The sequence below is a fragment of the Leptospira bourretii genome (assembly GCF_004770145.1).
Classification (GTDB): domain Bacteria; phylum Spirochaetota; class Leptospiria; order Leptospirales; family Leptospiraceae; genus Leptospira_A; species Leptospira_A bourretii.
This window is the reverse complement of record NZ_RQFW01000016.1, coordinates 241880-264455: the sequence shown is the minus strand read 5'-3', so window position 1 is coordinate 264455 and position 22576 is coordinate 241880. Positions and strand designations below refer to the sequence as shown.

19 protein-coding genes are annotated in these 22576 nt (G+C 39.9%); 7 read left to right on the top strand and 12 right to left on the bottom strand.

Annotated features, from left to right (window positions below; genetic code table 11):
- The first annotated feature begins 26 nt into the window (after positions 1 to 26).
- The gene (locus EHQ47_RS11525) at positions 27 to 1838 is read left to right on the top strand and encodes a M23 family peptidase (protein WP_135777224.1); all 1812 of its coding nucleotides are present in this window, start codon (positions 27 to 29) and stop codon (positions 1836 to 1838) included.
- Here the strand turns inward: EHQ47_RS11525 and greA are convergent.
- The 5 genes from greA to EHQ47_RS11500 all read right to left on the bottom strand — a co-directional run bounded on the left by greA (position 1811) and on the right by EHQ47_RS11500 (position 7376).
- Positions 1811 to 4576 carry a transcription elongation factor GreA gene (greA, locus tag EHQ47_RS11520; protein ID WP_135746648.1) on the bottom strand — a complete coding sequence of 922 codons (2766 nt, stop codon included), beginning with the start codon at positions 4574 to 4576 and terminating at the stop codon, positions 1811 to 1813. The two genes, EHQ47_RS11525 and greA, sit on opposite strands and share 28 nt — an antisense overlap.
- A gap of 209 nt (positions 4577 to 4785) precedes the next feature.
- The gene (gene flaA1 / locus EHQ47_RS11515) at positions 4786 to 5772 is read right to left on the bottom strand and encodes a flagellar filament outer layer protein FlaA1 (RefSeq protein WP_135746649.1); all 987 of its coding nucleotides are present in this window, start codon (positions 5770 to 5772) and stop codon (positions 4786 to 4788) included.
- Between the two features lie 16 nt (positions 5773 to 5788).
- Positions 5789 to 6505, bottom strand: a complete 717-nt coding sequence (gene flaA2 / locus EHQ47_RS11510; RefSeq protein WP_004786860.1) for a flagellar filament outer layer protein FlaA2 — start codon at positions 6503 to 6505, stop codon at positions 5789 to 5791.
- Positions 6506 to 6516: 11 nt separating this feature from the next.
- Positions 6517 to 6753 (bottom strand): DNA-binding protein, encoded by a 237-nt coding sequence (locus EHQ47_RS11505; RefSeq protein WP_002975368.1) that lies wholly within the window; start codon positions 6751 to 6753, stop codon positions 6517 to 6519.
- A gap of 152 nt (positions 6754 to 6905) precedes the next feature.
- Entirely contained in the window at positions 6906 to 7376 is a 471-nt protein-coding gene (locus EHQ47_RS11500; protein WP_004786276.1) for a cyclic nucleotide-binding domain-containing protein, read from the bottom strand.
- Positions 7377 to 7563: 187 nt separating this feature from the next.
- Between EHQ47_RS11500 and EHQ47_RS11495 the strand changes: the two genes are divergently transcribed.
- Positions 7564 to 8184 (top strand): response regulator transcription factor, encoded by a 621-nt coding sequence (locus EHQ47_RS11495; RefSeq protein WP_004785732.1) that lies wholly within the window; start codon positions 7564 to 7566, stop codon positions 8182 to 8184.
- Here EHQ47_RS11495 and EHQ47_RS11490 read toward each other — a convergent pair.
- Positions 8181 to 10598 (bottom strand): hybrid sensor histidine kinase/response regulator, encoded by a 2418-nt coding sequence (locus EHQ47_RS11490; RefSeq protein ID WP_135777223.1) that lies wholly within the window; start codon positions 10596 to 10598, stop codon positions 8181 to 8183. The genes EHQ47_RS11495 and EHQ47_RS11490 overlap by 4 nt on opposite strands.
- 163 nt (positions 10599 to 10761) lie before the next feature.
- Here EHQ47_RS11490 and EHQ47_RS11485 point away from each other — a divergent pair, with 163 nt between their 5' ends.
- The 3 genes from EHQ47_RS11485 to groL all read left to right on the top strand — a co-directional run bounded on the left by EHQ47_RS11485 (position 10762) and on the right by groL (position 14442).
- Positions 10762 to 12345: a helicase HerA-like domain-containing protein gene (locus EHQ47_RS11485; RefSeq protein ID WP_135777222.1), complete on the top strand. Its 1584-nt coding sequence runs from the start codon at positions 10762 to 10764 to the stop codon at positions 12343 to 12345.
- A 137-nt stretch (positions 12346 to 12482) separates the two neighbouring features.
- Positions 12483 to 12773, top strand: a complete 291-nt coding sequence (gene groES / locus EHQ47_RS11480; protein WP_004784852.1) for a co-chaperone GroES — start codon at positions 12483 to 12485, stop codon at positions 12771 to 12773.
- 22 nt (positions 12774 to 12795) lie between these two features.
- On the top strand, positions 12796 to 14442 hold the full coding sequence (gene groL / locus EHQ47_RS11475; protein WP_135777221.1) for a chaperonin GroEL: 1647 nt from the start codon (positions 12796 to 12798) through the stop codon (positions 14440 to 14442).
- A gap of 95 nt (positions 14443 to 14537) precedes the next feature.
- On the opposite strand, the gene EHQ47_RS11470 is transcribed toward groL, so the two are convergent.
- The 6 genes from EHQ47_RS11470 to EHQ47_RS11445 form a co-directional block, all read right to left on the bottom strand.
- A complete protein-coding gene (locus tag EHQ47_RS11470; protein WP_135777220.1) occupies positions 14538 to 16463 on the bottom strand; it encodes a PP2C family protein-serine/threonine phosphatase in 1926 nt (641 codons plus the stop codon).
- Complete coding sequence (locus tag EHQ47_RS11465; RefSeq protein ID WP_244290324.1) at positions 16445 to 16777, bottom strand: peptide chain release factor family protein; 333 nt, start codon at positions 16775 to 16777, stop codon at positions 16445 to 16447. Before EHQ47_RS11465 ends, EHQ47_RS11470 begins: the two co-directional genes overlap by 19 nt.
- A 104-nt stretch (positions 16778 to 16881) precedes the next feature.
- A complete protein-coding gene (locus EHQ47_RS11460; protein ID WP_135694966.1) occupies positions 16882 to 17574 on the bottom strand; it encodes a hypothetical protein in 693 nt (230 codons plus the stop codon).
- 47 nt (positions 17575 to 17621) lie between these two features.
- Positions 17622 to 18674, bottom strand: a complete 1053-nt coding sequence (locus EHQ47_RS11455; RefSeq protein ID WP_100718354.1) for an Mrp/NBP35 family ATP-binding protein — start codon at positions 18672 to 18674, stop codon at positions 17622 to 17624.
- An 11-nt stretch (positions 18675 to 18685) separates the two neighbouring features.
- Positions 18686 to 19549, bottom strand: coding sequence for a metallophosphoesterase family protein (locus tag EHQ47_RS11450; protein WP_135777219.1), 864 nt, complete (start codon positions 19547 to 19549; stop codon positions 18686 to 18688).
- Positions 19546 to 19788 (bottom strand): biotin/lipoyl-containing protein, encoded by a 243-nt coding sequence (locus tag EHQ47_RS11445; RefSeq protein WP_100744612.1) that lies wholly within the window; start codon positions 19786 to 19788, stop codon positions 19546 to 19548. The genes EHQ47_RS11450 and EHQ47_RS11445 overlap by 4 nt, the downstream gene beginning before the upstream one ends.
- A gap of 87 nt (positions 19789 to 19875) precedes the next feature.
- Between EHQ47_RS11445 and EHQ47_RS11440 the strand changes: the two genes are divergently transcribed.
- Together EHQ47_RS11440 and EHQ47_RS11435 are read left to right on the top strand one after the other, a co-directional pair.
- Positions 19876 to 20712: a hypothetical protein gene (locus tag EHQ47_RS11440; RefSeq protein WP_135694963.1), complete on the top strand. Its 837-nt coding sequence runs from the start codon at positions 19876 to 19878 to the stop codon at positions 20710 to 20712.
- On the top strand, positions 20709 to 22565 hold the full coding sequence (locus tag EHQ47_RS11435) for a chorismate-binding protein (RefSeq protein ID WP_135777218.1): 1857 nt from the start codon (positions 20709 to 20711) through the stop codon (positions 22563 to 22565). Before EHQ47_RS11440 ends, EHQ47_RS11435 begins: the two co-directional genes overlap by 4 nt.
- Positions 22566 to 22576 lie beyond the last annotated feature (11 nt).

The following is a 22576-nucleotide window of genomic DNA, read 5'->3' as shown; positions in this document are numbered from 1 at the left end:
GGAAGTGGGAGGATTCTGATTCTCCCATGAGGTTCTCTCACTTGCGTAATTTGGCGGTCCTTCTCTTTTTTTCTTCCGGTCTTCTATGGGGTGAGTCAAAAATTCCAGACATCCCTCGAGACGAAGTGGGTTTTCCACTTCCCTACTATTCTCCAGTTTCTGGAACCTTTGCTGAAATCCGAAATCACAACTTACATTTGGGTTCTGATTTTAAATCCTATGGACTAAATGGTCATAGCATCTTAGCCACGTTTGACGGATATATCGAAGAAATTAGTTATTCGAAAACTGGGTATGGACTTTCCCTAAATCTTTATAGTCCCAAATACAAACTCAAATCAAAATACGCCCACTTACATTCCTTTGGCGGGAGCCTAAATGATTTAGAACTCCTTCGACGGGCCATCCTTCTGATGGGAGACCCCACTGGGTTCCAACTCAAACTTCCACCAGGAATGTTTGCGGCAAAAAAAGGAGTTTCCCTTGGCAAAACAGGAGAATCGGGATCGGGGATTTCTCACCTCCACCTCGAGTTTCGTGCAGAAAAAGGAATCATCAACCCCCTATACTTTCCCGAAATCCACCAAAAAGATAAAACTCCCCCTACCATCCTTTCTTTGTATTTAGAAGGTGATCATTTAGAAAACCCGATCCTTCTCACTGCAAAAGAAAAATCAATAGGTAAGTATGATTTATATACTGATAAAGGGGATTTGTTTGAGTCCATAGCCCTCACGGGTAAGGTTCGCATTCGGATGAGTGGGTATGACTTCATTCGTTCACGCAACAAAAACAATGTTTACGGAATGGATTTGGCAGTGAATGGAAAAACGACCTTCAGCCGTAATTTCGATTTTTTAGCTTATGAAGATGGCTCCAAAAAACACCAGTTCTACGACATCAATAGGTCATCACTTGCCCCTCCTGTTTATTTTTATCATATGTATGAACAGTCCAAAAATTTCAAAGAAGAAGGTTTTTCCTTAGATTTGGATGGATACAAACCAAAGGAAAATTTATCTTTAGAAGTTTCCCTTCGTGATGCCACAGGAAACAAATCTTCTGTTTATTTCACTGTTATTCATGAAAAAGAAGAAAAAGTCAGCGATAGGTTATCGAAAAACAAAAAGTCCGGAAACATTTACAATTCTTTAGATGGCAAACTAACGGTTGATTTATCTAAGGTAGAAGTTTCTGGAGATGGATCTCTACAAATTACTGAAATCAACTCGCAAAACATTCCTTTTAAAATTCCAAGTGGGCTTCCCCTCAAAGGAAAAATCTACCAATTGGATACAAAGAAGCTGAGTTGGAAGGGTGAAGGATCAGGAGAATGGAACCTAGGTTACCAGGTCCCAATAAAAGAATCTCTTTATTTCTATGATTCTTCCATTGGAAAATTCCAATCAATAACCCAAAAAAGAAAATCAAACGGATTTAGTTTTAAACTCACAAAACTTGGTTTTGTTATGGTTTTATCTGACGAAACACCTCCCACAATTTTTCCAATGACATCTCTTGCTCGTTACATTGAACTTCCAGAAATCAGAAACCAATGTTTTGAGGAAAGGTATTATGTTTTGGGTGATACGGGAAGTGGATTTCGAACAAACGTAGAACTCACGATTGATGGGCAATCCTATCCATATGAGTATGATCCCGATAGGCGAGCCATTCGAGTGACCATTCCGAAAAGCTTACAAAAAGAAAGGCCTTATCTTCTTTTGGAAGCTAAGGCCTTTGACTTTGCCGGAAATGTTTCCGAACCGTTTGTGGATTTAATTTCTACTCGCGGATGGAAAGAAGAACTTCAGGCCTCTTGTCCTGTCATGGAATAACGAGCAATATCCAATACTTCGTAAACAGTCTCAGTTGCACCGAATACCAATGTTGCTTCGTTGCCTGAGTGTTTTCCAAGTAGTGATTTTGCGAGCGGAGATTGGTAAGAGATGATATTCTTTTCTGTATCCGCATCCCATGCACCAAGGATGGAATAAGTCACCACTTCCCCAGTTTGTTTGTTTTTCAAACGCACTGTGGTTCCAATTCCTACTTTCTCAGTTTTGACATCACTAAGGTCGAGAATCCTTGCACTTTTTAATTCAGCTTCCAAACGTTTGATGGCCGCTTGCAACTGAGCTTGTTTTTCCATAGCTGCTTTGTATTCTGCGTTTTCTCTTAAGTCCCCTTTTTCTTGGGCCTCTCCGATATCACGAGAGTTTTCAGCCATTTCTACATTCACAAGGTGTTCAAATTCAAGTTTCTTTGCATTGAAAGCACGACGAGTGACAAGTACAACATCACTTGGAAGGTTTGCCAAAGGATCATCATCTGCATCTTCTTCCGAATCGTATTCATCCCAAACAATGTTTGGTTTGAGTTCGTTGATGAGAGCATAGAGTTGGTCTTTTTCCAAATCAGTTACATAAGGAACTTCTTTGAATAATGCAAAAAGTTTACGAACGTATTCATCATCTGCATTGGATAGAATGTCACGAAGAAGACTATTGTCTTTTCCGAACAAAATGTCCATAGCTTGGTTTTTCAGTTTGGTTCCCTTGTCTTCAATCTTCGCAAGAGGTTTTAAGATACGGAATACACGGAGAACTAAATCTTCTTCGCTTACCTTTAACCAATCAAACTTCCAAGTATGAGATAAAATCGATTTGGCAACCCAAAGGAAAACTTCAGGGTTTTCTTTAGATTTGTTACAAACTGTTTCCACAAACAAATTGAGTTCTGCAAACTTATCATCTGATACAAGGTTTTGGAAAACAGAACGATTTACTTTGACAGGAACTTCAAATAGAAGCCCAATCAAAATATTGATAGCTTCTGGATGGTGGGTACGAATCAGATCCTTGAATCCTTTTTTGATATCCGTGTTTTCCAAAGCTTTGGATATTTTTAAAGCATCCTCTTTGGAAAAAGATTGGATGAGAGCCTTTAGTTCAGGATCACGAATTTTATGAGAAAACTCTTCTGTCGGCCATGCTTTCCCTGCTTCTTCTAAATACAAATAAGCAGAAAGGCGACGAATTGGATCTTTAGCCGATTCTTCTTCGTTATAATGAGAGATAAAAAACTCACCTGCTTCCGCTGCTTCATCAGCATCACGAACTGCTTCCATCGCAATTTCTAGTTTTTTGTTAGCATCATTGCTTGCTTGAAATTTTTGTGTGAGTGTTTCTGAATGTGTGATTGGTTTTTCGTGATAAACCACTTCATCTTTTTTCTTAGGGTTCATTCCGATGTTCGCTTCTTTTTTCAGAACCGATTTCACCTTCGCCCACCATTTAGACCATTCGTCAGCTTTTAAGAAGGTTCCGATAAGTTCGTTCTTCATATCAGCAATGATCATTCGGTTGTCGTAAGAAGTAAGAAGTTGTTTTAAGAACTCTGCCAAGTTCTCAGCAAACATTGTATTGATGGCTTGTTTGTCTTCGTAATGTTGCACCCAAATATGATCTTTCTTCAAAGGTTTGAGTGAAGTGATCGCCATTTGGATAGAAAGTTTATGGTCTTTCTTTTCTTCAAAATCAACAAAGATAGAGTCACCAGTTTGGGAGATCGAAGTGATTTTACCCACACCCCAATTTCTATGCATTACATAGTTACCAGTATCAAATACAATATTTCTTTCGAAGTTAGTGATACAAAGTTTAACAGGTTTACGGTTGTTACCGAGTTCACTCATCTTGAGGAAATCTTCAAGAAGTGAGTGTGCAACGTATTTTTGTTTGTAAGCACGAATGAGTTCGTTTCTTGCTTTTTGAGAAGCAGGTTCGTGTTCTAAAATTTTCTTAAGGAAGTAGATCACATGATCCCAATCTTCCATTGCCTTAAAAGGTTCTACGATTGGATAAAGAAGACCAACTAACCGAGTCTTTTCTCTTTGGCCAAGAAGGATACGTTCAATTTTATCGAAGAAAGAAACATCCTCGTAATTGTTTTGAACGATGGTAGGCCAAATCTCCTCCATCTGAACGTATTCTTTATTTTTGGCATACATCTCAACTGCGAGTTTGAGATAAGAGATGGCTTTTGGTTTGTCCTCTTCCATAATGGAAAAACCATATTTTTTTGCAATCTCAGGGTTCTTACGATCTTGTTTTGCTAGTTTTTCAAGAACAACTTTGAGTTCTTTGTTTTTCTTGAGTTTGTCAAGGGCCTCTGCTTTCACACGGAGGGCAAGTCTATGATCGCCGAATCGTAAAATAGAATCTGTAATGTATTCAATAATAGTCCATTTGGCGTGAGATTTGAAAGAATCCAAAATGTTCTTCACCAAATTGGCATCTCCCATGGAATCTTCCATGAAAGAGATAATCATTAACATATATTTGGCGGAGATAGACTCAGGATGTTCTTTGAAATGGTCTTCAATTTTTTGTTTAGCTTCTGCTAAACGATTTTCTGCCTTATATGCATCAATGACATCGTCAAAGATTTTGAATTTAGAAACGGGAACCGTTCCTGCATCAGCACGTACATAAATTTCCTCATTAAAAAGAGGAGTTAGTTTGTCGTTTTCGGCGATTTTGTTTGATTTGTCTTCGGTGATAGTATCAGGCATGAAAAGAATCTCCCTCTTCGTATTTCCAATAAAGGGTGTTCATTGTTCCTATAAAGTTGTTACGGTAAATTTAGCGATGAATCCGCAAAAAGAACAGTCCTAGAGTTCATTTTTCAGGTCCGTTCGATTCTGTAAAGTCAAAAAACCCAGCCGATTGACTGGGTTTTCTTTGGTTCCTTAGGAACCTTTCTTTAGAGTGAGTGAGGATTCTACTTGTTTTGGGACGAACCGTTGCTTCCACCACAATCACGAATTTTTGCTCCTGTGGAGATGGCTCCGGACTTCTGAAGCATTTGCTCCATCTTAACTTTGCTTTTACAATCTTCTTCATCAAAGTCAAGGTTTGCCCCATCAAAATGAACTTCAAACGTATCCGCAAGGACTCGGAGTTCATCAAAGAAAAGGTATACTGCTTCAGGCCCTGTGTTGTGTCTGGAACGAATTTTGAACTGCTTGAAGATAAGGTTTCTTGTCGCAGGGAAAGCATTCGCCTCTTGCGGAATTCCTGGAGGGATGATGATGTGGAGAGGTCTCCAACCCACAAAGTCCAAAGATCCGAAAGGGAAAATATGGCTATTGCCATTGTAGTCTTCGATCCAACCTTCTAAATCGTATTCGTTACCACGGCCAAGAACCCAAACAGAAATTGCTTTTACATTTCCTGGAGCTTCGATTCCGTAAACTTTTTCGATTTTCTTCTTGTTGTCTGCATCGATATAAGGTCTTGCACGAGTGACTTCATATTCTGGAGCACGCGGAGGGCGAACCGTTACTACGTTATTTCCAGGAAAAGTGAATTGAAACTTCACAGCTAAAACTTTTGCATTTCCTGCATCTACGTTTTTCACGTCTCCCGGTTTTCCAGGAATCAGTTTCACTTCTCTCATCACAAGTGGAGATTTCACAGGGTCATTGAGAACAGGTGAATATTTATTGTTCTCATCATATTTCATGTCCCCTGTACCATCTTTGTTCACACCATCTTTATCGGTGAACACTTCCCAGCCAAATGGCGCAGAAGAAACGGGAGAGTCCCAAGATTCAATTGTAATTGCCTTGAGTTCCAGTGCTCCAATATCGTTACCAATCGGTGTTGCCACTCCATTGGATACTTTGTATTGTGCTTGGGCAAAACCAATCAATGCGATGGACGATATAGCAAGTAATGTTAGGATTTTTGTTTTTTTGTTTTCCATTGTTCCTTTCTCCCGCTTACCAATTGTCCTTAATTTCAGATCCAGGGTATTTAGCTTCGGATCTGTCGGTTCTCACTTGGAGGTCATCTACATAAAAGTAAAAGTCCCCTGCTACTTCGTGAACATCAGATGTCACAAAAAGAGAAACGAAATGAAGGTTTTTATCTAAAAGTGCAAATCTTGTACTTTGTGGAATAAAACCTGGAATGGTCGCAGTCAGTTTTCTCCATCCGAAGAAATCCAAACGACCCAAACGGATATTATGTGTTACGTCTTTATAATCTCTAAATTTTGCAAATAAAGTATGTCTGTATTTTCTTCCGAGAACCCAAACAGAGATTTGTCTTACTTTCCCTTTGATGATGTATTCATGTGGAGGGGATAATTCAACCCGATCCAAACCTTTAGCAGCAAAATGTGTTTTGACTCCTAAAATATGGTTCTTTTCGACTTTATCACCGCCATCCTCTGGAACAGTTTTTTCATCGAATACATCTTTGATGAGCCCGCGTTGAACGAGTTTCAAAGTTCTTGTTTCTCCGAGTGGAGTGGTAGCTTTTACTCTCCAATCCTCAGCCTCTTCAAAATCATCTAAAACGATTTTTCTAAGAGGGCTATCCTCATCATTTGCAGTGTTAGCTGTATTTTGTCCGCCAGTATCTGCCTGTGCGTACAACATTCCTATTGAAAGGAAGAGGCCTAACAACAGTTTGGTCATTCCTAATTTCCCCATGAAACTCACTCCTAAAAGGCTCCTAACTCCGGGTCTTTCGTATTCTCATTATCGGATATCCGGCTTTTAAATTGATTCAAGATTTCGATCATTCGATCGATTCCTTCTGCCGGAAGAAAGATCGAGGATTTTTTGCTATTCGACCATTCCGATACTTTCAGGTAGAATCCAGCCTGGTTTTTCTTCAAATCCACCAAGAAGGTCTTATTTTGTGTTACGATCTTCTCGGTTAGGATTTCGGGGTCCACCATGCATTCCTTCTCCCTGCCTACGTAAATAGTATCGGATTCCGAAACCCATTCCTTAGCTGTAATAAGTAGAAACTGAGGAATGGAAAAGGTTTTTTCGATAGTAGTCGATAAAAAATCCCGATTTGTATGAATTTTGTCTCTTTGTGGACTTACGCGAATCGTTTCCGAAGCTCCCGAGCATATGCCAGGTCATGCGTTAGCTTTCGGAGTCTTCGGATGTAATAATGGGTCACTTCTTTATAGAATTTGAGCTCCATTTCTTTGTTTTTGGAAAACATATCGTGTAAATCAGCGTAACGGAGTTCATAGAGTTCGGAATTTTCTTTGGCTTCTACTTTTGCGGAACGTTTTTCATCATCAAAAAAAGGCAATTCCCCAAAGTGATCCCCTTCTCCGAGGGTGATGAGGTTCACGTCGTCCCCGTGGCTTGTGGCTGTGGAAATTTGTAAAGTTCCATACTTCACAATGTACATGGACTCTGCATCTTCGCCCATATCATACAAAACATTTCTAGGAGGCAGGTGGACTTCCCGAATTTTTTCAGCAATGTGTAACAGTTCGTCTTGGTTTAACTTTTGGAAGAGATATATTTTTTTGAGACTCTCTACTTTAGTATTCATTCATACTCCTAGGATTTCTCTGAAAATGGGGGAAATTCGCGAATTTGCAAGAGAAAATTAAGTAGAATGACCCATGATTTTTTATGGACAAATGGGACGGGATAGTACTAATATTTTCAATTCTCCTCGTCTACTAGGGGGAAACGCTAGGGACAAAAGGTTCCTGGTTCCAAACAAAGGGAAATTTATGACACCTAAAAAGAAGGTATTACTGGTTGAAGACCACGCCGTTACGCGCGTAGGCGTAAAACATGTTGTGAACTCTTCGACTGATTTTGAAGTCGTGGGGGAGGCGGAACATTCGTCTCAAATTGCCCCTCTCTTAAATGATACTAGGCCCGACTTTGTCCTCCTCGATTTGCGAATCCCGGGTGAAAACGTGCTCAATATGGTGAAGGATTGGAAAAAAGAACATCCCAATTTAAAAGTGGTCACCCTCACGATGCTTGATGAACAACCCATTGTTCATTCAGCCATTGAAGCTGGAGTGGATGGATATCTTTTAAAAAGCGATGACCTTAGCAGTTTAACAAAAAACCTAAACGAAATTGCATCTGGAAAAACTGTATATTCCAAAAATCTAAAACTCAGTTTCAACCGGAAACCCCAAGATGGGAAAGTGGCAAACAAAAAGGAAAAACAAATTTTGACCCTTCTTGGACACGGAAAAACCTACCAAGAAATAGGAACAGAGATTGGCCTTTCCAAACGAACAGTGGAATACCATGTCGGCCGCCTCAAAGACCGGTTCAATGCCAAAACAGTAGCGGAACTCATTGGACGTGCCAAAGAACAGATGTTAATCTAAATTTCTAGGTCTAACAGTCGTTTTACAGCTTCTACCATTTTTTCATCAGGGGATGTTTTTGTTAAAAAAGCATCTCCTCCAATTTCAATCACTGTTGTTTCTAGTTTATAACCAGTGTTAGGATCTGTATGGGAACTGGAAACGAGGAGAGAACGAATTTCTTCCATCTCCGAGTTGGAATACAAATCACGTAAAAAATCGAGGCCGGTTTTTTCTGGCATGGAATAATCCACGATGATGAGGTCAGGTTTCAAGCGGCCCACGGACAGGAGGGCATGGTCTGGGTATTCCTCTTCCCAAAGGATACAAGGTAGATCTTTTAAAACCTTTCGGATTTGTTTTCGATAACCTGGATTGTCGTCCAAAACCAAAACAATCTTCTCAAAGTTTGGAAGGAGTAACTCAACTGAAGTCCCATGGTCTTCTTCTGAGCGGACAATGAGTTCGGCTCCGTGACGTTCTGCCACTTCTTTGCAAAAAGCAATCCCAACACCGGCTCCCATCTCATCTGCAGTACCTTTCCTGACAAACAGGAACCCTTCCTCTAGAATGTGTTCTGCCCAATACGGAGGCATTCCAATCCCCGTATCAATTACCTTCAAACTCCAATGTTTATTGGATTCTGTTAAAGAAATTTCAACGGTTCCCGATTCTTTTGTGAATTTTACAGCATTGGTGAGTAAATTCCAAATCAGATGTTCGATTAGATTGGGATCTCCAATTCCAATGGAGGATTCTTCCATATGAGTGATGATGGAGATATTTTTGGGACCAGCCATTTCTTGGACTCTTTCGATCAGTTGGTCTGTGATTTGGCGAAAATCAAAAAGTTGGTAATCAGGAAAAACAGATGCGTTCTGAAACCTTGAATATTTGATCAGTTCTTCAACCATACTCAGGATATTTTTGAGTCCAGTAGACGCCTCACCGAGCACCTGCTTTGCTCTTTCAGGAGAAAGGGAAGGAGGAGATTCTGTGAGTAAATTGAAAACAGATGAAATTCCAAATAGTGGAGAACGAATGTCATGAGAAACGATGGAGATAAATTTATCCTTGAGTTCCCCTGTTTTTTCAGCTTTTTCTTTTTCTTTTTTTAATTCTAATGTTTTCCATTCTACTTCTTTTCGTAAATTCAGTGTTAGGTATTCGGCGGTTTCCCAAGTATGTGCATTTTGTTTGGAAATCACGATGGCAAGGCACATACAAAAAATAGCAAACCCAAGTTCTGTAAGCATGGGCAAGTCCCATCTTTTGAAAAAGACAACAGAGTCATAAATTGTTGCAGAAAGAATGACAAATGTCCCAAACAAAATGATACTTCCGATGTATCTGGTTTCCTTTTCTAAACAAGAACGAAAGGAAGCAACCATCGCTAGTGTAAGAATGAAAGCCATGTAGGCTTGGCTAAAGATAAGAAGTTTTGTGTACACAGCGTACGGTGTGGTCAGAATTACTAAAAATTCTATGAGAATTGGCAACAAAAGATACCTTTTGTATTTTTGAGGAAAAAAGTTTGTTTGGTTTTGAAAGAAAAACAAAAGACTAAAAACTTGGATCCCACAAAAGGCAATGTATTCCAACCGGATCTGCAACATCTCAAGCCAATCGGAAGCCACAAACCAATCCCTAGACACTCGATCAAAGAGTAAAATACGAAGAAGCCAAGAAAGACAAAGTAAGGAAAACCAAAGAGGAGACTTATCTTTTTTACGATGGATAAAAAGAAACAAATGAGAAAGTGCCAGGACAAAAAACGTCGCAAAGAAAAATGCTTTTTTTCGTTCTTTGAATCTTAGATACAACAGGGTTTTTCCCACTTCACCAAGTACAGGGGAATAATAAGGACCACCTCGTGAGTAAAGGTAATTGGAAATTTGTAAGTAGATGACTGTGGAAGGAGTGGCTCGAAATGACCGCGCAGTTTCTAAATAATAACCAATCGACCCTTCTTTGGTTTTGGAAACCTTTCCAGCAGAACCAAGTAACACAAGTCCTCGTTCAACGTTATGGTAATAGGCCCGGTAGGCAGAGGAAGTTTCCCTTAAATAAAACATTAGGTTGATTGGTTCGTTTACCTTTAGTTTTAAACGATATGTAACAAAACCATGAGCGGGGAGGTTTTGGTTCACCCAGTATGCGGGAACTGCTAATTTTGTAGGTTCCTGATTCTCGAGAGCTTTGAATTCTTCTTCCGTTTCGGGGAGTTCTCCTGGAAATGCATCCCACTCACCAGCAAGGGGAAAGGGATCCAAAGTTTTTGGGTCTTCCTTGGAAAGATCAAGAACACCCGCAGAAATGTTCTTCGCTTGGGCCAAGGAAGGTATGGAGCGATTGCATTGGACAAAAACAGAAAAAAAGAGAGGGATCAGAACGTATTTCGAAAGAGAAACGATAGGGAGACGTACCACATCCAAACCTTAAAAAGAATTTCGAAAAACTCAAATCATATTAGTACGAGTACGAGAAATTTATTCTTTCTGCCCCGAATGTTTCGATTGCTTCCCCTCATCTCCTCCGCCTTAGAAAACATTGACGAAGGATTCGAAACCCCTAGGAATAGAGGATTCGGGGGAAGTAATGGCTAAAAAATCAGATGCATTTGTTTCAAAAATAAAAGAAGGGTATCCATCTCAAGGGGCACTCTACCTAGGTTCCGGAGTGTTTGATGGAGAAACATTTAAGGAAGCAACCGTTTCCATCCCCCTCTCCACTCTCAATCGGCACGGACTGATTGCTGGGGCCACAGGAACCGGCAAAACCAAAACCCTACAACTTTTAACAGAGGGTTTATCTGCATCAGGAGTTCCCGTGGTTCTTATGGACATCAAGGGAGACCTTTCAGGCCTTGCCGAGGCTGGCGAAGAAAATGATAAAATCAAAGAACGAACGAAGGCCCTTGGATTCGATTGGAAACCTTCCTCCTACCCGGTAGAATTTTTATCTTTATCCAAAGAACCTGGGGTAAGGCTTCGGGCCACCATAGCGGAATTTGGCCCTGTCCTCATTTCACGAATTTTAGAATTAAATGATACACAAGGCAGTGTGGTCTCCCTTGTTTTTAAATACTGTGATGATTTGGGTCTACCCATCCTCGACACCAAAGATTTTAAAAAAGCCCTCCAATACATCAATGATGCCGGAAAAGAAGAATTAGAAAAAGAATATGGGACCGTTTCCTCCCAAAGTATTTCCATCATCTTACGAAAACTAATCGAACTCGAAGGCCAAGGGGGCGAAGTTTTTTTTGGGGAACCATCTTTTGATGTGAATGATCTTATGCTTTCAGAATCCAAAAAAGGAAATGTGTCTATCATTCGCCTAACAGACATTCAAACCAAGCCTCGACTTTTCTCCACTTTTATGTTGTCCCTACTCACAGAAATTTATGCGACCTTTCCGGAAGAAGGAGATTTAGAAAAACCGAAACTTGTTTTATTCATTGATGAAGCCCACTTAGTTTTTGATGAAGCTTCGAATGATTTACTGAAACAACTAGAAACCATGGTGCGACTCATTCGTTCCAAAGGTGTAGGGATTATTTTTTGCACTCAGTCTCCCACAGATCTACCCAAAGAAATTTTAGGACAATTGGGATTAAAAATCCAACATGCACTTCGGGCCTTTACAGCAAACGACCGCAAGGCGATTAAAACCGCTTCTGAAAATTATCCTGAAACAGAATTTTATGACACCAAAGAAGTGATCACCACACTGGGAATTGGGGAAGCTTTTATCACGGCCCTGAGTCCCAAAGGAAGTCCCACTCCCCTCGTCCATACCCTCCTTGCTCCACCGGCTTCGCGAATGGGAACTTTGGATCCTGACGAACTAGCTGCCAAAATTAAAAAATCGGATCTTGTTAAAAAATACGAGACCACTCTCGACCGCGACAGTGCGCACGAAATGCTTTCTAAAAAAATGGAAACCATCGCTGAGGAAACCGAGGCCGCCGAAGAAGAGTCAGGTGAGAAAAAAACCAAGTCCAAACGGGCCAAAGAAAAGGAAGATCCTAGTTTTGTAGAAACCCTTTCGAAAAACCCTCTGGCCCGGGAAGTGGGTCGCACGGTTGCCAAAGAGGTCACAAGAGGACTTCTAGGAATGCTCGGGGTCACTCCCAAACGAGGCTCCAAACGCAAAAAAACCGGACTTTTCGGGTTCTAACCCCGAATTAGCACTCTTTGGCTCAAAGTGCTTGACGAATCCTTGGCCGAATCATTTTATGGTGCTAGAGTTTAGCACTCTTTTTGGATTGTTGCTAAACTCGGAATCATTAGTAGATTGCATACAAGGAGTTACTCATGGCATCAATCAAACCTTTAGGCGACCGAGTGGTCGTAGAGCCAAAGAATGAGTCGGAAGAAAAAATCGGATCCATCATCGTACCGGACACAGCGAAAGAAAAACCACAAGAAGGGAAAGTCATCGCTGTAGGACAAGGTCGTTATGAAGACGGAAAACTCGTTCCTTTAGAAGTAAAGGTAGGAGATACAGTTCTCTACGGAAAATACTCCGGAACTGAGATCAAACAAGGCGGACGTGATTTACTCATCATCCGTGAAAGCGACATCCTCGGTGTTGTGACAAACTAATTATAGAAGGAAATAATCAATCATGGCTAAAACAATTGAATTTGATGAATCAGCACGTAGAAAACTTCTTAGCGGAGTAAACAAACTTGCTAACGCAGTAAAGGTGACTCTTGGACCAAAAGGTCGTAACGTAGTCATCGACAAAAAATTTGGAGCACCTACCATCACAAAAGACGGTGTGACGGTTGCTAAAGAAATCGAATTAGAAGACGCAATCGAAAACATGGGCGCGCAAATGGTGAAGGAAGTTTCTACAAAAACTAACGACATCGCTGGGGATGGAACAACAACTGCTACCATTCTTGCACAAGCCATCATCAACGAAGGTTTGAAAAACGTAACTGCGGGTGCAAACCCAATGGCTCTCAAACACGGGATTGACAAAGCAGTTCTTGCAGCTGTAGAAGAAATCAAAAAACATGCTATCAAAATCAATAGCAAAGCAGAATACGCAAACGTTGCCACTATCTCTGCAAACAATGATCCAGAAATCGGTAACCTCATTGCGCAAGCTTTTGACAAAGTAGGTAAAGAAGGTGTGATCACTGTTGATGAAGCAAAATCAATTGAAACCACTCTTGATATCGTAGAGGGTATGCAATTTGATCGTGGATATGTTTCCCCTTATATGGTAACAGATCCAGAAGCAATGATCGCTACTTTTAACGATCCATTCATCTTAATTTACGACAAAAAAATTGCTTCGATGAAAGACCTTCTTCCAGTGCTTGAAAAAATTGCACAAGCGGGAAGACCTCTTGTTATCATCGCAGAAGAAGTAGAAGGCGAAGCTCTTGCGACTATCGTTGTGAACACACTTCGTAAAACCATCCAATGTGTGGCTGTAAAAGCTCCTGGTTTTGGTGACAGAAGAAAAGCAATGCTTGAAGACATTGCCATCCTCACTGGTGGACAAGTGATTTCTGAAGACCTCGGAATGAAACTAGAAAACGCTGATGTGAAGATGCTTGGTCGCGCGAAAAAAGTGGTAGTGGACAAAGAAAACACAACCATCATCGAAGGTGCTGGTGCTTCTAAAGACATCCAAGGCCGAGTCAACCAAATCAAAAAACAAATCGAAGATACTACATCTGATTACGATCGTGAAAAACTCCAAGAACGCCTTGCAAAACTTGCTGGTGGTGTGGCTGTGATCCACGTTGGTGCAGCGACTGAAGTCGAAATGAAAGAGAAAAAAGCTCGTGTAGAAGATGCTCTTTCTGCAACTCGTGCTGCTGTGGAAGAAGGAATTGTTCCTGGTGGTGGACTCACACTACTTCGTGCACAAGATGCAGTAAAAGCTCTTAAACTTGTTGGTGACGAACAAACAGGTGCCAACATCATCTTACGTGCGTTAGAAGAGCCTATTCGTATGATCACTTCCAATGCTGGTCTAGAAGGATCTGTGATTGTGGAACAAGCTCGTGCCCGTAAAGGTAACGAAGGATTCAACGCACTCACTATGGTTTGGGAAGACCTAATCAAAGCTGGTGTCGTTGACCCTGCAAAAGTGGTTCGTTCTGCACTTCAAAACGCAGCTTCCATTGGAGCAATGATCCTCACCACTGAAGTCACCATTACTGACAAACCAGAACCGAAAGATGCAGGTGCTGGCATGGGTGGTATGGGAGGAATGGGTGGTATGGGAGGAATGGGCGGCATGATGTAAATCATTCGCACATTCTCTTTCCAGGTTCTGTTGATCTCTTATCGAAGTCGGCGGACCGAAAGACCAAAGCCTTGGAGTCAAATCCAAGGCTTTTTTTATGCTTTTACATGCAAATGAATGATTGTGATATCATCATGCGGTGCCCCAGAAAGGCCTGTAAAGTAATGAAAGTTTTCTAGTAAACTAGTCATGGGATTTATCGATTGTTTGGCGATCGTTTCCAAAAAGGATTTGGCAAGACGTTTTTCTCCGTACTCTAACCGGTCGGCATTTTCTTCTTCCGTTAACCCGTCTGTATAAAATAAAAACTGATCACCAACCTTAAATGGATATTCCTCTTCCCCATAGGTAAGTCCAGGCATAATTCCGAGTGGTTTTCCTTTGGGTTTGATTTCGACAAGTTCATTTGATTCGGATTTCCAATGAAAAAAAGAAGGATGGCCGGCACTCGAAACCATAAACTTCCTCGATTCCAAATCGATATAAAAGTAAGTGGCAGTTGTGAATCGACCAAAAGATTTTTTCACCAAATCCTCGTTCATTGCTGATAGTAAAAACGAAGGGTTCGACCAATGTTTGTATGCTTTAAAAAAAGCAAATTTGGAAAGAGAAGCAATGATGGAAGCACCGAGTCCATGCCCCACTACATCAGCAATCAGAATTCCAAATTTTCTACCACCTAATGCTTGAAAGTCGTAAAAGTCCCCACCGACTTCATGAGATGGTTGGTAGTGGACAGAAATATCCATTTGGTCCCAATGAGGAGCGGAAGGAGGAAGGATGGCACTTTGGATTCTTGCCGCTGTGACAATTTCTCTTTGTAGAGTTCCATACTTTATTTCCGAATTCCGAAACAAATTTTCTCCATAAAGTGTAAGACAAACCACAAAAATAAAAAATCCCCAGTGAGATGCTCTTGGAACTGAATCTAAAATTCCAAGCGAGGATAAAATATCGTGTGCATTCAGGACAAATAACGCCGATGCACCAATGACAAGTAAACTGGCTTTTGGTTTTCGTAAAACAACTTGCCCCCAAGCCACAATGATCTGGATGACCAGGGTTGGCAAACACAACCAAACAAATGTTAATATCCCAACGGACATAGAAATCGTATCAGTAAATGCTAAGGTTAGAATCACAATAGAAAACAAAACATGAAACTGCCACATCATCCGAATGACATTCCAACGACCCGATCCAACCAACTTTTCAAAAAAATACAAACAACTGATGGGAATTAAAAACAAAGTAAGGATAAAAATGATAAAACTAGGATGAATGGAATCGTAATAAAAAAGTCCAAAAAATCCAGACTGGGATAAAAAATGAATTCCTGAAATGGACGAAAACCAAGTGAAAGCCAATAATTGTTTTTTCTTTCTCCTTTCATAAAGATAAAAAGAAAAAAGGCCCAAAATCAAAAAGAAAAATCCAAGTGAAGCAAATGACTGAGTCCGATTGGCAATTGCTTTGTAGTGGTCAGTGGGATCACCAAACAAAGGAGGTTCGGAGAAACCAATCGGCAAAATTCCATCTGAAAAAAAGACAATATAAATATAATTTCCCAAACATTCTTTGGGCAAAGGTACAATAGGAATAAAACTCCGATTGTAAACAATCAAAGGTTGGGTGGTCGATGGATCTTGGGATGGGACACGAAAAAACTGGGTTTGTAACTTCGTCTCTCCACAATAGGAATCAAAAAAAGTAACAAGTCCACGCAATAACAGTGCTGGTTCTTCATACCCAAAACGATCCCGGAAACGGATCCGGGCAGAAAGATATTTGGGCATTGGTTTTTCCAAACTGATGTAAGGAATAGAATAGTGTTGGTATTCGAGAGAAAGATCTTCTATGGCCGGACGAAAACCAACTAACTCCTCTTCTGTGAGAAATCGAAATTCCCATTCATGGGACCATTTTAGAGATTGATAAGGGAGAAATGAATCAAAACAAGATACAGAACAAAAAAAGGGAAATAGGGAAATGAAGATTCGTTTTACATAGGATCGTTCCATTCCAGTTTTTCTTTCTCCAATTTCTTTTTGATAGCCTTACGATATTTGTTTTGTTTTTTCTTACGAAGTTTTTGAATAGAGGATTCAGACTTTGTTGGATCCAATTCTCTTTCTAATTCCAAACATAACAAATCTCTCGCTTTATAACGATTGAGACCTTGGGTTCTATAGACGGAACATTTGATTTGTTTACCCGAAGGTATATGAACCAAATGCACTGCCGTGGCAACTTTATTTACGTTTTGTCCACCCTTACCACCGGACTGAATGAATCGTTCGTTTAGATCTTTTTCAGAAATTCCTAGTACTTCCATCCGTCTCTGTAGTGATAAATTTTTTTCAACAGAAACGGGAAAGGTTAAGGGCATTTAGGATAGGCCTTAGAGAAAATTGGTCAAGAAATTTTTTTCCTAAAGAGTTAAGGAGATGTAGATTCTATTTCTAAAATGCGTTTTCGCAAATCAGAAGCAGTTTCATAATTTTCAATTTGAATGGCGTTAAACTTTTGTATGTATAATCCCACTAGTTCATCTCCCATCTTTCCTGGAACAGACAATGCTTTTTTAAAGTTATCTATATCAAGAGTGGGATGGTTGTTATGGAAGTAATCAACGATACGTTCCATCTTAAGCCTAGTAGCTTCCCTAGCAATTCCAGAAGTGTTTCGAAATTCTAAAGAGAGACTTGCTAAAGTTTCTAAGGGTTCACTGACTTGGTCTAAATGTTCTGTGAGGCTTGTGGTTTGCGTTTTCTTTTCTTTGGCCTTACAAAATTCCACATAACGCATGACCATTGAATTGAACTGTTCCATCCTCTCTTGGATGTACTGATTGGCCAACTCTTTGTTTTCAGGCATCTGAAAGTCTGGGAGTTGTACGACATCATAAAGATGGATATTGTCCGAAAGAATTTTCATGAGTTCCTCTTTAGAAGGTAAACCCACAGGAGGAAAGGTGACCACAGGGTAGTTGTCGCCAATCTTTAAAAAACTTACGACCACATTCGATGCTATGATTTTACCACCGGGTGCAATCGGATTTTCACCGAATACATGGCAGTATGCGATCAAGTTACCGGTAGGGTTTGGTTTGGAACCGCGTTCAAAATTCATAGTGTATCTTTTAGACTAAGAAAAAGCTCTGAAGAAACAAGTGATTTTTAATCTTCCCACTCGGCGATTTGGTTTTCCAAATTTTTTGCAATGCGGAAATATGCTTCTTTTAAAGGAGAATCCCCTGCTTCTAGGAGTGCCGGTTTTCCTGACTCACCAGAACTCATGACGTCTAGTGTCAATGGAACTGAGCCAAGCTCTGGTACACCGACTTGTTTGGAGAGTTTTTCCCCTCCTCCTTTCGAAAAAACATCCGTTACATGACCACATTTCGGACAAGCAAATCCAGACATGTTTTCCACAATTCCAAGGATTGGTACTTTTACTTGTTTGAACATGGCCGCAGCCCGCCCTGCATCAAGAACCGCTACTTCTTGCGGAGTTGTCACAATCACTGCCCCGTCCAAATCAATGAGTTGGGCAAGAGAAAGTTGGACATCTCCTGTTCCTGGAGGTAAGTCGATAAAAAGATAATCCAACTCTCCCCAAACAACATCGTATAAGAACTGTTCGATGGCCTTACCAAGCATAGGCCCTCTCCAAACCACAGGTTGGTCTTCCGTCACAAGAAAAGAAAACGAAATGAGTTTGATTCCATGTTTTTCAATTGGATAAATTTTATCTTCTTCGGATTTTAAAGCAACACGACCATTGATTCCAAACATTTTTCCAAGGGAAGGTCCGTAGATATCTGCATCAAGAATTCCCACCTTTTTTCCGTTACGTGCGAGGGTAGAAGCAAGGTTTGCAGTGACAGTTGATTTTCCAACACCACCTTTTCCGGATCCAACAGCGATGACTTTTTTAACACCGATGATACGATTTCCATCTTCCATTTTTAGGTTTTGGTCTACTTCGAATTTGATTTTGACCTTACCTGCTCCTTCGATTTTGGAGATGAGCTGTCTTGTTTGTGCTTCCAGTCCAATTTGTAATCGTCTGTCCGCATTTGGAGTTTTGATTAAAATTTCGATTCCATCATCAGTTGGTGTTACTGATGCGACCATTCCCAAACTTACGATGTCTTTTTTTAACTCAGGGTGTTTTACCTGCATGAGTTGTCTTTGGATGGATGTTAAATCAACTTTTGAATTTGCCATGGTTTGTCCTTTTAAATGACTCCTTCCGATTCTTCATAAAAAATTGGATTGGTCTCAATGAATTTGTCTTCTGAATAAATGAAACGACGGTATGAAATAGACTTTTCCATCTCTATCAAATGAAATCCACATTCGTGATTCCGATCGGAAAGTCTCGTACTGGATGCTGAGTTGACAATGGGAAAAGAAGCACTAGGTCCAGGAAGTTTGACCCAATTGGTATGCGTATGTCCATGCAAATACAACTCTGGTGGACAAACTTTTAGTTTATCAACCACTTCCGTTCGGTTTGTCATTTGGTGCGCTTTGGATTCGATTTCTGTTTTGGGATTCCAAAGTGGATGGTGACAAACAAGTACATAAGGTTCCTGAACCAAATGTATCGTTTTTTCAATCACTTCAGGTGCAACATAACCATTGGCTGTGATGCGAGGGATGGCATAATTGGAATCCCAACCAATAAAAAGTTTTCCACCAATTTTTTTGGAGCGAATGTATAACTTTGTATCTAGAGAGTCTCCCATCCATTCACTAAATGTTTTTTCAAATAAGGGATTTGGACCAATGGCTCGTTTTTGGTAACGATCATGGTTTCCCGGGATTAAAAACGTTTTGTCTGTAAGAAGAGGACGTAAAATTTCTTTGGCATTTTGAAATTCACCAGGATGTGAAACATTTGTCAAATCGCCCGAAATGATGAGTGCATCATATTCTAATTTACTAATGGCCTCAATCATTGCCGAAACCAAGACAAGTGGATGTTTTGATTTTCGTCTCAACCGATAGCTGAGATAACCGACGATTGCCTTTCCACGAAGAGAAAACAAAGGAAGTTTCTTCGGGAAATGTAAATCGGAAATGTGTAGGATTTTCATTCGTTAATATCCATGATTCCGAGGATATCTCCTTTTTTCACTACAGATCCTTCTTCCATTATGATTTTTTTTAAGATTCCCGAATAGGGAGATTCGACGGGGAAAGCTGCTTTGTCGGTGACAAGTTCGATCATTTCGTCCCCTTTTGACACGGAATCACCTACCTTTCGGAGCCAACGAACCAATTCGATCTTTTCTGTATCACCCAAATCAGGAGTTTTTAAGAGGAATTCTTTCATGGACACAATCCTTTGCCACGGAATTGAAAACTGGTTTACAAAACCATGTTTTCCCGTTTTTTTAACATAAAAGTTTAGCGAACCTCAATGGGAAACGAGAAAATCAAATATAAAGGCACCGAAATCATCGAAAACTTGGACCAATTGATTCAAAAGGACTATTTCCATTTTGAACTAAAAGGACTCACCAAGTCAACAAGAGATATCGTCAATGAAGTAGTTCAAGGAATCTTAAACCGAGTTGGTGCAAATCCACTCACTTCATTTCATTTGTTTAGCGGTCTAATGGAAGCCCTATTAAATGCTGTAAAAGCAAACACACGTTTTGTGATTTTTCAAGATGAACTTTTGAATAAACTTACAGCACAGGGACAAACTCCAGAAGAAGAAGCAGAAGAGTTACTCGACATTATTTTAGAAACAGAACCACTTCGGGATGCAATGCAACGTTACATTGTTCCTGATAAAATCAAAAAAGTGGTTCAAAAGATTCTAACTTTATCGGATAAAAAAAGATCAAAAAAACACAACCTCTCCATCGACGAAAAAGAATTCTTAACAATCGTTAGAGAAAAAGTAAAAAAATATGATCTCAAAATTTCAATGAAAATTGAAATCAGACCTACTTCTGTTTACATCAGAATCCGGAATGATTCCCCCATTATGGGAATGGATCTAAATCGAATTCGTAAAAGTAGAGAAAGACATGCGGAACTTGCAAAACAAGGCAACTCAGCAGAATTTTTCAGGCCTGACTTTTTGGATGAAAAAGAAAGTGCCGGGTTTGGGATTGCAATGATTGATGAAGGTTTTTATAACTTAGGACTTGATCCATTGGATTGTTTTGATATCCAAACTAGTAAAAAAACAACTACGGTGTACCTCAACTATCCGTTAGAGGCTCTCCAAAAGATGGAGTTTTGATACAGGTTTTAGAACTTACTTGGGAGTCTTTTGAAAAAGAATACCGAAAAATTGGAGGTTTTCTTTTTGAAGATTCCCGGTCCGAACCAGGTTATACTCTTTGCGATTGGTATTTTGACTTACAAGAAGAAATAGAAATCCTCTATACAGAAAAAGAACCAGTCGCAGAAACAATCAAAGCCAACTTATCCAAGTTAGATGACTATAGAGAAAAAGGATTTTATCCTTGTGGTGCCCTTTTTTTCGAACTTGGATACTTTTTTATCGAAGGATTGGATCTAAACAAATCTCCTCTTGCAGAAGGGACTCCCCTCCTTCAGTATTCTGTTTACAAACAAAAAAAAAGAATCAAATACCCCAATCCTTCTTCTCTCAACCTTGGGAAACTAGAATTAAAAAATATTACTGTCTTATGGGATAAAGAAACATACAAAGAACGTTTCGAAAAAACAAGAGAGGCACTTTTACTTGGTGAAAGTTACGAATTAAATTTATGTTTTCCCGTTTCGATTTCTATCGAAGGGGATTTGTTTTTGTACTACCATTCTCTAAAGGCAAAACAAAAAACCAAATACTCTGTTTATTATCCTTTTTTAGATACAAGGACTTTATCTTTATCACCGGAATTGTTTTTTGAAGTCAAAGGTAACGAGATCCAAACAGAACCAATGAAAGGAACCAACCTTCGAGGTCTTACATCCAAACAAGATAAAGATAACAAAACCATCCTACAATCATCTGCCAAAGAGAGAGCAGAAAATGTAATGATTACCGATTTGTATCGAAATGATTTAGGAAGGATCGCCAAACAAGGAACAGTCCAAGTCACTGATCTTTTTATTGTAAAAGGTCTGGAAACGGTTTGGCAGATGGTTTCCAAAGTGGAAGCCAAATTAAAAAATCCCTTTGCCTGGTTTCCCGTCCTTAAGGCTCTTTTTCCTTCTGGTTCTGTGATTGGAGCTCCAAAAAAAAGGTCGTTTGAACTTTTAAGAGAATTGGAAAATACAAACAGAGGTTTGTATACAGGATCCCTATTCGTCTCAGAAATGTTAGATGGTGCCCCATGGATTCGTTCCAATGTTTCCATAAGAACCTTAAATCTAAAAAAAGATGAGAATCTCTGGACAGGGAATTATGGAGTGGGGAGTGGAATTACAGTTCTTTCTGATGCCGAGGCAGAATACAAGGAATGCCTATCAAAATTAAAATTCATCACAAACCCCAACCTTCCCAGTTTTGAAATTTTGGAAACATTACGATACCGTAATGGACATTATTTTTTAAAAGATCTCCACTTAGAAAGAATGGAAGAAACGGCAAATCGTTTTGGTTATCCCTTTTCTAAACAAAAAGCCGAATCCACTTTAAAAACTCTCACAGATGGATCCGATGATACCTTACGCATTCGTTTGTTACTCGGAGAAAGGGGAGAATTTCGCGGAGAAACATTTTCTTTTTCGAATCCAAAAATTCGCCCCACCATTCGACTAGGACTTGCGGATCACCCAATCGATTCCAACGATTTGTTTTTATACCATAAAACAACGAACCGTTCGTTTTATCAAAAAATGTTAGAAGAATGTAAAACCAAATCCATAGATGATTGTATTTTGTTTAATCGGGATGGACGGATTCTAGAAACCAATATTAGAAATCTATTTTTGAAAAAAGGAAAGTTTTGGTTTACCCCAACTCTCGAAACAGGAGGTCTCCCCGGTGTGTTTCGGGAAGCCCTCATCCGAAAAGGCTGGGTCAAAGAAACGGTACTTTTCAAATCAGATTTGTTAGATGCGGACGAAATCCTTGTGGGAAATTCCCTTCGCGGATTTGAAAGAGTGGATCTGATTCTTTAACAGATAAACGT